The organism is Roseateles saccharophilus, from assembly GCF_031458095.1.
GTDB lineage: Bacteria > Pseudomonadota > Gammaproteobacteria > Burkholderiales > Burkholderiaceae_C > Pelomonas > Pelomonas saccharophila_A.
In genome coordinates this window covers 128,344-143,718 of the sequence record NZ_JAVDXU010000005.1, presented here as the reverse complement: position 1 = coordinate 143,718, position 15,375 = coordinate 128,344, and the positions used below count along the sequence as shown (strand labels likewise).

11 protein-coding genes and 1 riboswitch are annotated in these 15,375 nt (G+C 69.6%); of the genes, 8 read left to right on the top strand and 3 right to left on the bottom strand.

Annotation, left to right across the window (positions count from 1 at the left end; genetic code table 11):
- Window positions 1-3 precede the first annotated feature (3 nt).
- The 3 genes from J2X20_RS26040 to J2X20_RS26030 are packed head-to-tail and all read right to left on the bottom strand — an operon-like array spanning window position 4 to window position 7,662.
- The gene (locus tag J2X20_RS26040; RefSeq protein ID WP_310271884.1) at window positions 4-3,111 is read right to left on the bottom strand and encodes a multidrug efflux RND transporter permease subunit; all 3,108 of its coding nucleotides are present in this window, start codon (window positions 3,109-3,111) and stop codon (window positions 4-6) included.
- Entirely contained in the window at window positions 3,108-6,230 is a 3,123-nt protein-coding gene (locus J2X20_RS26035) for a multidrug efflux RND transporter permease subunit (RefSeq protein WP_310271881.1), read from the bottom strand. The genes J2X20_RS26040 and J2X20_RS26035 overlap by 4 nt, the downstream gene beginning before the upstream one ends.
- 10 nt (window positions 6,231-6,240) lie before the next feature.
- On the bottom strand, window positions 6,241-7,662 hold the full coding sequence (locus tag J2X20_RS26030) for an MdtA/MuxA family multidrug efflux RND transporter periplasmic adaptor subunit (protein ID WP_310271877.1): 1,422 nt from the start codon (window positions 7,660-7,662) through the stop codon (window positions 6,241-6,243).
- An 82-nt stretch (window positions 7,663-7,744) separates the two neighbouring features.
- Here J2X20_RS26030 and pth point away from each other — a divergent pair, with 82 nt between their 5' ends.
- From pth to J2X20_RS25990, 8 genes are all read left to right on the top strand, one after another.
- A complete protein-coding gene (gene pth, locus J2X20_RS26025; RefSeq protein ID WP_310271874.1) occupies window positions 7,745-8,377 on the top strand; it encodes an aminoacyl-tRNA hydrolase in 633 nt (210 codons plus the stop codon).
- Window positions 8,374-8,784 carry a hypothetical protein gene (locus tag J2X20_RS26020; protein ID WP_310271870.1) on the top strand — a complete coding sequence of 137 codons (411 nt, stop codon included), beginning with the start codon at window positions 8,374-8,376 and terminating at the stop codon, window positions 8,782-8,784. The genes pth and J2X20_RS26020 overlap by 4 nt, the downstream gene beginning before the upstream one ends.
- A riboswitch (cobalamin riboswitch) is annotated at window positions 8,780-9,013 on the top strand. It overlaps the preceding gene by 5 nt.
- Before the next feature lie 65 nt (window positions 9,014-9,078).
- Window positions 9,079-10,947: a TonB-dependent receptor domain-containing protein gene (locus J2X20_RS26015; RefSeq protein ID WP_310271867.1), complete on the top strand. Its 1,869-nt coding sequence runs from the start codon at window positions 9,079-9,081 to the stop codon at window positions 10,945-10,947.
- A 7-nt stretch (window positions 10,948-10,954) separates the two neighbouring features.
- The gene (cobU, locus tag J2X20_RS26010; protein WP_310271864.1) at window positions 10,955-11,503 is read left to right on the top strand and encodes a bifunctional adenosylcobinamide kinase/adenosylcobinamide-phosphate guanylyltransferase; all 549 of its coding nucleotides are present in this window, start codon (window positions 10,955-10,957) and stop codon (window positions 11,501-11,503) included.
- A complete protein-coding gene (locus J2X20_RS26005; protein WP_310271861.1) occupies window positions 11,496-12,353 on the top strand; it encodes an ABC transporter substrate-binding protein in 858 nt (285 codons plus the stop codon). Before cobU ends, J2X20_RS26005 begins: the two co-directional genes overlap by 8 nt.
- Window positions 12,353-13,333, top strand: a complete 981-nt coding sequence (locus J2X20_RS26000; protein ID WP_310271859.1) for a FecCD family ABC transporter permease — start codon at window positions 12,353-12,355, stop codon at window positions 13,331-13,333. Before J2X20_RS26005 ends, J2X20_RS26000 begins: the two co-directional genes overlap by 1 nt.
- Complete coding sequence (locus tag J2X20_RS25995; RefSeq protein ID WP_310271856.1) at window positions 13,330-14,088, top strand: ABC transporter ATP-binding protein; 759 nt, start codon at window positions 13,330-13,332, stop codon at window positions 14,086-14,088. Before J2X20_RS26000 ends, J2X20_RS25995 begins: the two co-directional genes overlap by 4 nt.
- Entirely contained in the window at window positions 14,085-15,374 is a 1,290-nt protein-coding gene (locus J2X20_RS25990; RefSeq protein WP_310271853.1) for a cobyrinic acid a,c-diamide synthase CobB, read from the top strand. The genes J2X20_RS25995 and J2X20_RS25990 overlap by 4 nt, the downstream gene beginning before the upstream one ends.
- Window position 15,375: the final 1 nt, after the last annotated feature.

Sequence of the window (15,375 nt, the reverse complement as noted above, 5' to 3'; positions counted from 1 at the left end):
GCTTCAGGTCGCTGTCTGGAGGACGGGGGCCGGCGCCGGTTTGCGCCTCTTGCGGCTCAGCCTGTCCATGCAGCAGAACACGACGGGGGTGGTGTAGAGGGTCAGCAGCTGGCTCAGCAGCAGCCCGCCGACGATGGAGATGCCCAGCGGCACGCGCAGCTCGGCGCCTTCGCCATGGCCCAGGGCCAGAGGCACGGCGCCGAAGACGGCCGCCACGGTCGTCATCAGGATGGGCCGCAGCCGCAACAGCGCCGCGCGGTAGATGGCGGCACCGGGCGACAGGCGGCTGCCGCGCTCGTCGGCCGCATGCTGGGCCGAGATGGCGAAGTCCAGCATCATGATGGCGTTCTTCTTCACGATGCCGATCAAGAGGATGACGCCGATCAGCGCAATGATGGTGAAGTCGGTCTTGAAGGCCATCAGGGCCAGCAGCGCGCCGACGCCGGCCGAGGGCAGCGTCGAAAGAATCGTGATCGGGTGGATGAGGCTCTCGTAGAGCATGCCCAGCACCAGATAGATGGTCACGATGGCCGCGAGGATGAGCAGGGGCTGGGACTTCAGCGAGGCCTGGAAGGCCTGGGCCGTGCCCTGGAAGCTGCCGCGCACCGACACCGGCGCGCCGCTGCCGGCGACGGCATCGTTGATGGCCGAGACCGCATCCGACAGCGACACGCCCTCGGCGAGGTTGAAGCTGATGGTGCTGGCTGGCGTGCCGCTCTGGTGGTTGACCGACAGCGGCGTGTTGGTTGTCTCCACGCGCGCCACCGCCGACAGCGGCACCTGCTGGCCCGAGCTGCTGGTCAGCATCAGGCGGTCCAGGGTCTGCGGGCTTTGCAGCCAGACGGGGGCCAGCTCCATGACGACGCGGTACTGGTTCAACGGGTTGTAGATGACGCCGACCTGGCGCTGGCCGAAGGCGTTGTTCAGCGTGCTGTCGACGGCGCTCATGGTGATGCCCAGCCGCGCCAGCGCATCGCGGTCGACGACGAGGGAAGTCTGCGTGCCCTTGTCCTGCTGGTCGGTGTTGACGTCGGTGATCTCGGCCACCTCGGTCAGCGCGCGGCGGATGCGCGGCTCCCAGGTGCGCAGGTCTTCCAGACTGTCCGACTGCAGCGTGTACTGCAGCGAGGCATTGGCCTGGCGCCCGCCGATGCGGATGTCCTGCACCGGTGCCATGAAAAGGTTGGCGCCCGGCACCTTGGCCAGCTTGCCGCGCAGCCGGTTGATGACGGCGTCGATGCTCTCGTCTCTGTCCTTCTGGGGTTTAAGGCTGATGAACATGTTGGCGCTGTTGCGCTGGCCGCCACCGGTGAAGCCGGTCACATTGGCGATGGCCGGGTCGGCGCGCACGATGTCGTGGAAGGTGCGCAGCTTGAGCTGCATGGACTGGAAGGACGAGGCCTGGTCGGCCTGCACGCCGCCGATCATCAGCCCCGTGTCCTGCTGCGGGAAGAAGCCCTTGGGAATGGTCATGTAGAGATGCACGTTCAGCGCGACGACGCCGGCCAGCACCAGCAGCGCGATGGGCTGGTGGCGCAGCGTCCAGCGCAGCGTGCGGCGGTAGCCGCGCATCAGCCGGCGCTGCAGGCGCGCGAGCAGCTGGCCGACGCGGCCCGGCTTTCTCGCCTCGGCATGCGGCTTCAGCAGGGTCGCGGCCATCATGGGCGTGGTCGTCAGCGACACCACCATGGACACCAGGATGGCCACCGACAGCACGACGGCGAACTCGCGGAACAGCCGCCCGACGATGCCGCCCATGGCCAGGATGGGGATGAAGACGGCGATCAGGCTCAGAGAGATCGAGACCACCGTGAAGCCGATCTCGCGCGCGCCCTTCAGCGCCGCCTCGCGCGGCGGCACGCCGCGCTCGATGTGGCGCGAGATGTTCTCCAGCACGACGATGGCGTCATCGACGACGAAGCCGGTGGCCACCGTCATCGCCATCAGCGACAGGTTGTCGATGCTGTAGCCCAGCAGATACATGAAGCCGCAGGTGCCGGCCAGCGACACCGGCACGGCCACGGCCGGCAGCAGGGCCGCGCGAAAGCGCCGCAGGAAGATGAAGACGACGACGATGACCAGGCCGAAGGAAATGGCCAGCGTGCGCTGCACCTCCCTGATGCTGCCGCGGATGGTGGACGTGCGGTCCATGACGACGTCGACATTGATAGCCGGCGAGATGGAGGCGCGCAGCTGCGGCAGCAGGGCGCGCACCGTGTCCACGGTCTCGATGATGTTGGCGCTGGGCGCCTTGTTCAGGATCAGCAGCACGGCGGACTTGCCGTTGGCCAGGCCGTCGTTGCGCAGGTCCTGCACGCTGTCCTCGATCTGGGCCACATCGCGCAGATGCACGGCGGCACCGCTCTTGTAGCTCAGCACCAGAGGCGCGTAGTCGGCGGCCGTGCGGGCCTGGTCGTTGGCGGTGATCTGCCAGTAGCGCTCGTCGCTTTCCAGCTGGCCCTTGGGCCGGTTGGCATTGGTGGCGACGACGGCCGCCCTCACCTGCTCCAGCGAGATGCCCTGGGACGACAGCTTGTTGGGGTCCAGCTCGATGCGCACCGCCGGCAGGGCGCCGCCGCCGACGCTGACCTGGCCGACACCATCGACCTGCGACAGGCGCTGGGCCAGCACGGTGGAGGCGGCGTCATACATCTGGCCGCGCGTCAGCGTGTCCGAGGTCAGCGCCACGATCATGATGGGCGCATCGGCCGGGTTGACCTTGCGGTAGCTTGGGTTGCTCGGCATGCCGGTGGGCAGCAGGGCTCGCGAGGCGTTGATGCCGGCCTGGACGTCGCGGGCGGCGCTGTCGATGTCGCGGCTGAGGTCGAACTGCAGCGTGACGCGGCTGCTGCCCAGCGACGAGGACGAGGTGATCTCGGTCACGCCGGCGATGCTGCCCAGGGTGCGCTCCAGCGGTGTGGCGACCGTGGCGGCCATGGTGTCGGGGCTGGCGCCGGGCAGCGACGCGCTGACCGAGATGGTCGGGAACTCGACCTGGGGCAAAGGCGCGATGGGCAGCAGCAGATAGGCGATGGCGCCGGCCAGGGCCAGGCCGCAGGTGATCAGCGCCGTGCCGATCGGCCTTTCGATGAAGACGCGCGAGGGGTTCACGCCGCCGCCTCCGCAGGCTTGCTGCGGCCACGCTTGAGCCGCGCCGCCAGCGCCGCAAAGCCCAGATAGATAACCGGCGTCGTGAACAGCGTCAGCAGCTGGCTGACGATGAGGCCGCCGACCATGACGACGCCCAGGGGATGGCGCAGTTCGCTGCCCACGCCCGTGCCCAGCATCAGCGGCAGGGCGCCCAAGAGTGCGGCCATCGTCGTCATCAGGATGGGCCGGAAGCGCGTCATCGCGGCCTGATGGATGGCCTCGCGCGGCTTCATGCCCTGATCCCGTTCAGCATCCAGCGCGAAGTCGATCATCATGATCGCGTTCTTCTTGACGATGCCGATCAAGAGCACGATGCCGATGATGGCGATGATGCCGAGGTCCAGGCGAAAGACCAGCAGGGCCAGCAGGGCGCCCAGGCCCGCGGACGGCAGCGTGGACAGGATGGTCAGCGGGTGGATGGTGCTCTCGTAGAGCACGCCCAGCACGATATACATCGTCACGATGGCCGCGAGGATGAGCAGCAGCGTGCTCGTGAGCGAGGCCTGGAAGGCCAGGGCCGCGCCCTCGAAGCGGGTCTCTACGCTCAGCGGCAGCTGCAGCGCATCGACCTCGGTACGGATGGCCTTGACCGCCTCGCCCAGGGACGCACCCGGCGCGAGGTTGAAGGAGATCGTCGACGACGGGAACTGCGCGACATGGTTGACGGCCAGCGGCGCCAGCTTCTCGCTGAAGCGCGCCACCGAGCTCAATGGCACCTGCACACCGCTGGCGCCGGGCACATACAGGCTCTTCATGCCATCCAGGCCCTGGCGGTATTCGGGCGCCACTTCCAGCACGACACGGTATTGGTTGCTCTGCGTGAAGATGGTCGAGATCAGCCGCTGGCCGAAGGCGCTGTACAGCGCGCTGTCGATGGCCGCCACGCTGACACCCAGCCGCCCGGCCGCATCGCGGTCGATGTCGACATAGGCCTGCAGCCCCTTCTCCTGCTGGTCGCTGGCCACGTCGGCAATCTGCTTGATGCCGCGCAGCCTCTCCAGCACCGCCGTCGTCGAACGGCTCAGCTCGGCGGAGTCGGGCGAGGACAGCGTGAACTGGTATTGCGTCTTGGCGATGCGGTCCTCGATGGTCAGGTCCTGCACCGGCTGCAGATAGAGGGCGATGCCGGGCTCGTCGGCCGCCGCGTCGGCGATGCGGCGCGCAATCCCGGCCGCGCTGCCACTGCGCATTTCCTTGGGCTTGAGGGAGATCTGCAGCCGACCCTGGTTCAGCGTCGTGTTGCCGCCGTCCACGCCGATGAAGGACGAGACCGTCTCGACGGCGGGGTCCTTCAGCACCCGCTCGGCCAGGCGCTGCTGGTGCTCGGCCATGGCGCCGAAGGACGTGGACTGGGCCGCCTCGGTGATGCCCTGCAGCTGGCCGGTGTCCTGCACCGGGAAGAAGCCCTTGGGCACCAGCAGATACAGCACGCCCGTCAGACCCAGCGTCGCGATGAAGACGACCAGGGTCGCGGCCGAGCGGTCCAGCACCCAGTCCAGCATGCGGCCATAGCCGGCGATGGTGTCGTCGAAGGCCTTGCCGACGCGCTTCCACAGCCAGCCATGGTCTTCATCGTGCTCATGCTTGAGCAGGCGGGCGCACATCATCGGCGTCAGCGTCAGCGACACAAAGGCCGAGATCAGGATGGACACGGCCAGCGTGATGGCGAACTCGTGGAAGAGGCGGCCCACCACGTCGCCCATGAAGAGCAGGGGGATCAGCACCGCGATCAGCGAGACCGTCAGCGAGATGATGGTGAAGCCAATCTGCTTGGAGCCGGTCAGCGCCGCGTCATAGGCCGACACCGCCTCACCGCCCTCCTCCATGTGCCGCGCGATGTTCTCAATCATCACGATCGCGTCGTCAACGACAAAGCCGGTCGAGATCACCAGCGCCATCAGCGTCAGGTTGTTGATCGAGAAGCCCGCCATGTACATGACGCCGAAGGTGCCGACCAGCGACACCGGTACGGCGACGGCCGGGATGATGGTGGCCGGCAGGCTGCGCAGGAAGATGAAGATGACGCCGATGACGAGGACGACGGCGAACAGCAGCTCGTGCTGGACGTCGGTGACCGAGGCGCGGATGGTGGTGGTGCGGTCGCTGAGCAGCTGCACGTCCAGAGACGCCGGCAGGCTGGCCTGCAGCTGGGGCAGCACGGCGCGCACGCGGTCCACCGTGTCGATGACATTGGCACCCGGCTGGCGCTGCACGTTCAGGATGACGGCCGAGACCGACGACTTGCCCGCCTGGCCGGCCCAGGCCGCCAGGCGCAGGTTCTCGGCGTCATCCACCAGCTGGGCCACGTCCCTGAGGCGCACGGCGTTGCCGTTCTTGTAGGCGATCACCAGGTTGGCGTATTCCGAGGCATTGCGCAGCTGGTCATTGGCGTCCAGCGTGGACGCGCGCAGCGGGCCGTCGAAGCTGCCCTTGGACTGGTTGACGTTGGCGGCCGAGATGGCGGTGCGTACATCGTCGATGGACAGGCCCAGCGTGGCCAGCGCGCCCGGGTTGGCCTGGATGCGCACCGCCGGCCGTCGCCCGCCGGCAATGCCGACCAGGCCCACGCCCGGCACCTGCGAGATCTTCTGCGCCAGCCGGCTTTCCACCAGGTCGTGCACCCGGGTGATGGGCAGGGTCGATGACGACACGGCGATGGTCAGCACCGGCGCATCGGCCGGATTGACCTTGCTGTAGACCGGCGGCATGGGCAGGTCGCTGGGCAGCAGGTTGCTGCCGGCATTGATGGCGGCCTGCACCTCCTGCTCGGCCACGTCCAGGGCCAGGCTCAACTCGAAGCGCAGCGTGATGACCGAGGCGCCGCCCGAACTGGTGGACGACATCTGCGCCAGGCCCGGCATCTGGCCGAACTGGCGCTCCAGCGGCGCGGTGACCGAGGACGTCATCACGTCGGGGCTGGCGCCGGGGTAGAGGGTGGTGACCTGGATGGTCGGGTAGTCGACCTCGGGCAGGGCCGACACCGGCAGCAGCCGGTAGGCCAGGGCGCCGGCCAGCACGATGGCCAGCATCAGCAGCGAGGTCGCGACCGGCCGCGCGATGAAGAGGCGGGACGGGTTCATGCTCCCAACCTCACTGAGACGGGGCCGAGGCGCGGTGCTCCTGCAGCCAGGCGCGACGGTCCTCGGGGCTCATGGCCCTGAGCTTCTCGACCATCTCGGGCGGTACGCGGCTTTCCCAGCGCGGGCGCTCGCCGTCGCCGGCACTGCTCGCCGCCGAGGCGCCACTCGCCGCGCTGGCCGCACCGGCGCCGCGGCGCCCACGTCCGCCACTGGCACCGGAAGCCGCGCCGGCCGGCGCCTTGATGACCTCGGCCTTGCCGCCGTCGCGCAGCCGGTCGGCACCGTCGATGACGACCTGCTCGCCGGGCTTGACCTCGCCCTGCACGGCCGTGGCATCGCCGTCGGTCGCCAGCACCTGCACCTTGCGCAGCGCGACCTGGCCATCGGCCACCACATAGACGAAGGTGCCCGGTGCGCCGCGCTGCACGGCGGCCACCGGCACGACGGTGGCGTCCTTCAGCGTGTCCAGCTGCAGGCGCACATTGACGAACTGGTTGGGGAAGAGGCCACCGTCCTTGTTGTCGAACAGGGCCTTGACCTTGATGGTGCCGGTGGTGGCGTCGATGGCGTTGTCGGTACTGGCGACGCGGCCCTCGGCCAGCTTGCTGCGGCGCTCGCGGTCCCAGGCCTGCACCGGCAGGGCCTGCTTGTCGCCCAGCTGCTGGCGGATGCGGGCCAGGCGCGCATCCGGCACGGCGAAGACGACGGCGGCCGGCTGGGTCTGGGCAATGCTCAGCAGGCCGTTGGCGTCGCCAGGCGTGATGTTGTTGCCCAGGTCGGCCTGCTTCAGGCCCGCCTGGCCGGCGATGGGTGCCGTGACGCGGGTATAGGACAGCTGCAGCTTGGCGTTGTCCACGGCGGCCTGGTCGGACAGCAGCGTGGCCTCCAGCTGGCGCACCAGGGCCTGCTGGGTGTCCAGCTGCTGGCGTGGCGCGGCCTCCTTGGCGACGAGGTCCTTGTAGCGGGCCAGGTCGGCGCGGGCATTCTCCAGCTGGGCCTGGTCGCGGGCCAGCGTGGCCAGGGCCTGGTCGCGCGCGATCTCATAGGGCCTGGGGTCGATCAGGGCCAGCACCTGGCCGGCCTTCACGGGCTGGCCTTCGTGGAAATAGATGGCCTTGAGCTCGCCGCTGACCTTGGCATGCACGACGGCGGTGTTGGCCGAGGCGATGCTGCCGATGGCGTCGACGACGACGGCCATGTCGCGCTTCTGCACGGCGGCCACGGTGACAGGCTGGGGCCCGCTGCGGCCAAAGCGCCCGCCGGCAGGCCTGCCCGCACCGGCCCCGGACGCCGCCGATGCCGCGCCGGCCGGTCCCTCGGCGCCTTCGCCGCCCCGGCCCTTCCACCACCAAGCGCCGGCCGCGATGGCGATGACGGCCACCACGATCCAGATCCAGGTCTTGTTGCTACCCTTGGAATCCTTGTTCTGCATTCGGTCCACTCCTGGTTGCAGCCAAGTTTCCCGGCCGAATGTAGCTGCAGCATTGCTGGGGGCAAAAGCTACGATCACGTCCATGATCAAGCTGATGGTGGGCCTGGGCAATCCGGGTGCCGAGTACGAAGACACGCGCCACAACGCCGGTTTCTGGTGGATTGACGGCCTGGCCCGCGGGCTCAAGGTCAGCCTCTCGCCGGACAAGGCCTATCACGGGCTGGTGGCCCGGGTGAACCATGCCCCCGGCGCCAGCGGCCCGGTCTGGCTGCTGGAGCCCATGACCTATATGAACCTGTCCGGCAAGTCGGTGGCGGCCCTGGCGCGCTTCTTCAAGATCGCGCCGGAGGAGATCCTGGCCATCCACGATGAGCTGGACCTGCCGCCTGGCGAGATGAAGTTCAAGAAGGGCGGCGGCGACGGCGGCCACAACGGCCTGAGAGACATGCGGGCCCAGCTCGGCAGCGGCGACTTCTGGCGGCTGCGGCTGGGCATAGGCCACCCGGGGCACAAGGCCGAGGTCGCCAACTATGTGCTGCGCAAGCCGCCGCTGGCCGAGCGCCAGGCCGTGGAGGACTGCATCGAGAAGAGCTATGGCGCCGTCGAGCTGATGCTGAGCGGCCAGATGGACAAGGCCTTGGCCAAGATTCACGCCAAACCGCCGCGGCCCAAGCCCCCCAAACCCGCGCCGCCGGTAGACACTCCGGCCTCATGAAGCCTCTGCTGCTGGTTCTGGTTCTCGCACTCACACTGCCGGTCCTGGCGCAGACCCAGACCCGCAGAGCCCATGTCTACCGCTGTGGCCCCGAGGGCCGTGACCTGCGCGACTCGCCCTGCCCCGGCAGCGGCGCAGCCAGCAGCATTGATTTCGACCAGCCCAGCGCCGCCGACAGCAAGGCGGCCCGTGAGCGCCACCTGGCCGACGCCAAGCAGGCCGCGGCCCTCGCCCAGGCGCGCCGCGCCAGCGAGGCCGAAGCACGCCAACTGCGTGCAAAGGCCGTCGGCCTGCAGGCGCCGCCCCAGCCGCCCCAGGCCGCCAGCGCTGCGCAGGTCGTCAAGCTGAAGCCGCCCAAGACGGCCAAACCGCACAAGCCGTCCACCGCCGCCAGCGGCCATCGATAGAATCCCGCCCGTTGGTGCTCGCGCCCGCCTTCACGGCGGCTGCAGTTCAACGGGAATCAGGAGGACGCGCGGCCACGCCGCAGATCTAACCTGAGCTGTCCCCGCAACGGTAAGTGGACGAGGCTGTCGCGCCTCTGTCTTTCGACCACATGGCCACTGGTGCGTGCACCGGGAAGGCGTCGAAAGGAAGTCCACCAGCCCGGATACCGGCCAACGACGGGGCTTCTGCGGAAGCCGTTTTTCAGCCTTGCTGCGGGGGTCAGCACGGCTGGGTGTTCGTTCGCGTCTCATTTCATGCCTCACTCCCTCCTCGCGGCCCGTCGGTCGCTGCTCGCCCTGGCCGCGCTGGCTTGTGTCTCGTCCGCCCATGCCCAGACCAAGCTCGACACCGTCGTCACCACCGCCACTCGCACGCCCCAGCGTCTGTCGGAAGTGCTGGCCGACCTGACCGTCATCACCCGCGCCGACATCGAGCGCCAGGCCGCATCCAGCGTGGCCGACCTGCTGCGCAGCAACGGCTGCGCCGAGATGGTCCGCAATGGCGGCGCTGCGTCAACGACCAGCCTCTTCCTGCGCGGTGCCGACACGCGCCACACGCTGGTGATGGTCGACGGCGTGCGCATGGACTCGCAGTCCACCGGCGGCGCCAGCTGGCAGGGCATCCCGGTCTCCCAGATCGAGCGCGTCGAAGTGTTGAAAGGCCCGGCCAGTGCCATCTACGGCTCGGACGCCGTCGGCGGCGTCGTGCAGATCTTCACCCGCAAGGGCGGCGGCAAGGTCAGCGCCGACTTCGGCGTCGGTCTGGGCACGCAGGGCACGATGAAGGCCGACGGCGGCCTGTTCGGCAGCCAGGGAATCATCGACTTCGCCTTCACCGGGGCCATCGAGGAGAGCGACGGCTTCAACTCGACGGTCGACGTGCCGGGCTCCTTCAGCTACATCCCTGACCGGGACGGCTGGCGCAAATACCAGGGCACGGCGCGCATCGGTGCCCAGCTGGCCGAAGGCCAGCGCGCCGAACTGATCGTCATCAGGAACCACATCAACGGCCAGTACGACGCCTCCAAGTCCAGGCCCCTGGCGGACGACCGCAGCCTGCAGGACACCGACGCGACCCGCCTGGCCTGGACGGCGCAATGGGCACCGGCCCTGCAGACCCAACTGAGCTATGGCGAATCGCGCGACCGCTACGAGACCTCGCCCTCACCCTATCTGACCGTCACCAAGGTCAAGAACCTGGCCCTGACCGGCTCCTACGTGCTGGGCCAGGGCCAGCAGATCAACTTCCAGGGTGAACGCATCGAGGACCAACTGGAGAACAGCGGCCTGGTGACGGCCGGCGTCGGCAAGCGCCACCGCAATGCCATCGGCGCGGGCTATCTGCTCAACGCCGGCGCCTTCAGCTTGCAGGCCCACGCCCGCCACGACGACGACAGTCAGTTCGGCAGCGTCGACACCGGCACGCTGCTGGCCGGCTATGAGGTTGTGACCGGTTTGCGCGTGGTCGGCTCCATCGGCAATGCCTTCCGTGCGCCGACCCTCTACCAGCAGGGCACCGTCTACGGCCCCGACCTCAGCAAGCCCGGCGTCAAGCCGCTGGAAGCCGAGCGCGGTCGCAATGTCGAGTTGGGCCTGAAGTACGGCAGCGGCGACACCGAATTCACCGCCACGGCCTATCGCAACCGCGTCAGCAACCTCATCATCTTCGGCGCGGCCGGCAGCTGCCAAAGCGCCTTCGGCTGCTACCAGAACGTGTCTGCAGCCCGGCTGCGTGGCGTGACCCTGGCCGGCAACACCAAGGCCGGCATCGTGAACCTGCGCGCCACCATGGACTTCCAGAAGCCCACGGACGCCAGCACCGGCCTGCTGCTGGCCCGCCGCGCCAAGCGCCTGGCCACGCTGGGGGCCGACACCGAGCTGGGCGAGTGGCTGCTGGGCGGCAGCGTGCAGGCCTCGGGCGCACGCTGGGACAACGCCGCCAACACGCGCAAGCTGGGCGGCTACGGCCTCGTCAACTTCAACGCGCAGTACAAGATCCGCAAGGATCTGAAGCTGCAGCTGAACCTGGACAACGCCTTCGACCGCGAGACCTCGACGGCCTATGGCTATGCCTCGGCGCCGCGCACGGCGCTGATCTCGCTGCGCTTCACCCCCACGCTCTAATGGCGCCATGAGCGCACACGAACTCATCGTCGGCGGCCAGCGCAGCGGCAAGTCGCGCCGGGCCGAGAAGTTGGCCCTGGCCTGGCCGGGCCGCGTGGTGGTCATCGCCACCGCGCTCGCCGCCGACGCCGAGATGCGTGAGCGCATCGCCCATCACCGCGCCAGCCGGCCGGCGGGCTTCGAGACCCTCGAAGCCCCGCTGGCCTTGAGCGCGGCCCTTCAACAAACCGACGACGCCGCCGCCCTGGTCGTCGTCGACTGCCTGACGCTGTGGCTGGTCAACTGGCTGATGCCGGTGAGCGGAACACCCGACGCAGCCGGCTGGCAGGCCGAGCGCACCGCGCTGCTGGGTCTGCTGCCGCGGCTGCAGTCGCGCGTCGTCTTCGTCTCCAACGAGGTCGGCTGGGGCGTGAGCCCGCTGGGCCGCGAGGTGCGCGACTACGTGGACGAGCTCGGCCGGCTCAACCAGGACGTGGCCCGTCGCTGCGGCCAGCTGACACTGATGGTCGCGGGCCAGGCCTGGACCCGCCCCGTCGAGGATGCTTCGGATGCTTGAACGCCTGTTTGCCCTGTTGCTGCTGGCCCTTGCGCTGCCGGCTGCCGCCGTTGAGATCAAGGACGATCTCGGCCAGGTGACCCAGATCGCCGCGCCGCCGCAGCGCATCGTCAGCCTGCTGCCCTCGCTGACCGAGACCGTCTGCGAACTCGGCGCCTGCGCTCGCCTGGTCGGCGTCGACCGCTATTCCAACTTCCCTGCGCAGGTGAACGCAGTCCCGAAGCTCGGCGGCATGGAGGACACCAATGTCGAGCTGATCGCGTCGTTGAAGCCCGACGTCGTGCTGGTCGCCGTGTCTTCGCGCGTGGCCGAGCGGCTGAAGACCCTGGGGCTCAAGGTCATCGCGCTGGAGCCGCGTTCCTACAAGGACGTGCAGCGCGTGCTCAACATCATCGGCCAGGTGCTGGGTGTAAGCGATGCCCAGCGCGTCTGGCGCCAAATCGAGGCCGGCGTGGCCGCCGCCGCCAGCAGCGTGCCGGCCTCGGCCCGCGGCGTGCGCGTCTATTACGAGGTCGCCAGCGGCATCTGGGCCGCCGGCGAGTCCTCCTTCATGGGCGAGACCCTGACCAAGCTCGGCGCCGGCAACATCATTCCCGCCAGCCTCGGCCCCTTCCCCAAGATCAACCCCGAGTTCGTCGTCAAGGCCAACCCGGCCCTGATCATGATCGGCCAGCGCGGCTCCGAGGGCCTGACCCAGCGCCCCGGCTGGGACCGCATCGACGCCATCAAGCGCGGTCGCATCTGCATCTTCAAGCCCGAGGAAGGCGACATCCTCGCCCGGCCGGGCCCGCGCATGGCCGAGGCGGCCCAGATCATGGCCCGCTGCTTGCGCGAGAAAGCGTCCTCATGATGAGCCTGCGCCCCGGCGTGCTGCTGACCCTGCTGCTCATCGTCGGCGCCGCTGGCGTGCTCGCTGGCGTGCTTGTGGGCAGCACCGGCTGGGCCGACCTGGGCAGTGACAGCATGAGCATCATCCTGTGGGAGATCCGCCTGCCGCGTTCCCTCGGCGCCTGGTGGGCCGGCGCCCTGCTGGGCATGGCAGGTGCGATGTCGCAGGGGCTGTTCCGCAACCCGCTGGCCGATCCCTATCTGCTGGGCAGCGCCTCGGGCGCGGGCCTGGCCGTCGCCATCGCGCTGGCACTGACCGGCATCTCGCCGCAGACCTCCTCCCTGCTCGCCCACATCGGCCTGACCGGCATCGCCTTTGTCGGCACCCTGGTGGGTGTGGGCCTGACGCTGATCCTGGCGCGCGGCGTCGAGCAGACGCTGCGGCTGCTGCTGGCCGGCGTCGTTGTCGGCGTCGTGCTGAATGCGCTGACGGGCCTGGCCACGCTGTGGGCGCCCGACATCCTGCGCGCCATGCAGGCCTTTTTGCTCGGCAACACCGGCCTGCTGGGCTGGAGCAGCGTCACCGTGATGACGGGCTGCGGGGTCGCCGCCGTCGTCATCGGCCTGCTGGCCAGCCCCGCCCTGGATGCACTGACTCTGGGCGAGGCGACCGCCGCGTCGCTGGGCATGCGCATGGGCCTGATGCGACTGCTGCTGATCTTCGCCTTCGCGCTGGCCACCGGGGCAGCCGTGGCCCAGACCGGCATCGTCGCCTTTGTTGGCCTGGTTGCGCCGCATCTGGTGCGCACCCTCTGCCCCATGCTGCATGGCAAGCTCATCCTGATGTCGGCGGCGGCGGGCGGCGCCCTGCTGCTGATCGCCGACGTGGTGGCGCGGGGGCTGATGCGGCCGCAGGAACTGCCGGTGGGGCTGGTCACCGCCTTGCTCGGCGGCGTTTATCTATTGGTGCTGATGCATAGACGGGGAGCGCCCAAACGATGAATGCGCTGCACGCCCGTATCGAGCGCGTCCGCATCGACGGCCGCGACCTCATCCACGGCATCGACCTCGCCGTCGCCCAAGGCCGCTGGACGGCCATCGTCGGCCCCAACGGCGCCGGCAAGTCGACGCTGCTGCGCGCCATCGCCGGCCTGCAGCGCTGCGAAGGCGCGGTGCAGCTCGCCGGCAAGCCGTTGAACGACTGGCCCAGCCGCGAACGCGCCCGCCAACTCGCCTGGATGGGCCAGCAGGAAAGCGGTGCCGACGACCTGATGGCTCACGACGTCGTCATGCTCGGCCGCCTGCCGCATCGCCCCTGGCTGGCGCCACCCACGGCCGCCGACCAAGCCGCCGTGCAGGCGGCCATGCAGTCCACGCAAAGCTGGGCCTGGCGCGAACGCCGGCTGGGATCGCTGTCGGGCGGCGAACGCCAGCGCGTACTGCTGGCCCGCGCCCTGGCAGTCGACGCGCCGCTGACGCTGATGGACGAACCGCTGGCCCACCTCGACCCGCCCCACCAGGCCGAATGGATGGCCCTGGTGCGCGAGCGCGTCGCGGCCGGCCACAGCGTCGTCAGCGTGCTGCATGAACTGCACCTCGCCCTGCAGGCCGACCACCTCGTGCTGATGGCCGACGGCCGCATCGTGCACAGCGGCGCGCCGGGCGACGCCGCCACGCATGCGGCGCTGCGCCAGGTCTTCGGCCCCAGCCTGCACATTGCACAGATCGAAGGGCGCTGGGTCGCCCTGCCCCTATGACTTCCTGCGCCGCCCTCTTCATCAGCGCCCCGTCCTCGGGCTCGGGCAAGACCTGCGTCACCGCGGCCATCGCCCGCTCTCACGCCCGCCGCGGCAAACGCGTGCGCGTGTTCAAGACCGGCCCCGACTTCCTCGACCCCAGCATCCTTGAGCGCGCCAGCGGCCACCCCGTCTACCAGCTCGACCTCTTCATGGGCGGCTTCCAGCATTGCCAGGCCCTGCTGGCCGAGGCCGCTCGCGAGGCCGACCTCATCCTCGTCGAAGGCGTCATGGGCCTGTTCGACGGCGCCCCCAGCAGCGCCGACCTGGCCGCTGCTTTTGGGCTGCCCGTCGTCTGCGTCATCGACGCCTCGGCCATGGCCCAGACCTTCGCCGCCCTGGCCACCGGCCTGGCGCGTTTCCGGCCCGAGCTGCACCACTGCGGCGTCATCGCCAACCGCGTCGGCAGCGCGGCGCATGGGCGCATGGTGGGCGAAGGCCTGCCCGACGAGCTGCCGCTGATTGCCGCCCTGCCGCGCGAGCCCAAGCTCATCCTGCCCGAGCGCCACCTCGGCCTCGTGCAGGCCCTGGAGCAACCCGCGCTGGACGCCCAGCTCGAGGCCTGGGCCGACGCCTGGGAGGCCGGCCTGCGGCCCGGCCTCGCCTTCAAGCCGCTGCATTTCGAAGACATGGCCGAGCCGCCGCCGCCCCGCCAGCTGGCCGGCCGGCGCATCGCCATCGCGCGCGACGCGGCCTTCGGCTTCATCTATCCGGCCAATGTGGACCTGCTGCGCACCCAGGGGGCCGAACTGGCCTTCTTCTCGCCGCTGCGCCACGAAGCCCTGCCCGATTGCGACGCCGTCTGGCTGCCCGGCGGCTATCCGGAACTGCATGCCGACACCCTCGGCGCCCATCCGACCCTGGCCACCGCGCTGGCCGACCACGTCGGGGCCGACAAACCCCTGCTCGCCGAATGCGGCGGCATGCTGGCCCTGCTGGACGAACTGACCGACGCGGCCGGCGATACCCACCGCATGGCCGGCCTGCTGCCCGGCCGTGCCCATGTCCAGCACCGCCTGGCGGCCCTGGGCCTGCAGGCCATCACCTGGCCCGAGGGGCCGCTGCGCGGCCACAGCTACCACTACTCGACGCTGCAGACGCCGCTCGCGCCTGTCGCACGGGCGACCAACCCCAACGGCGGCAAGACCGCCGAGGCCCTCTACCAGCAGGGCTCGCTGCGCGCGAGCTATGTGCACCACTACTTCCCGTCCAACCCCGAGGCCATTGCGACCTTCTTCAAGGGCTGAA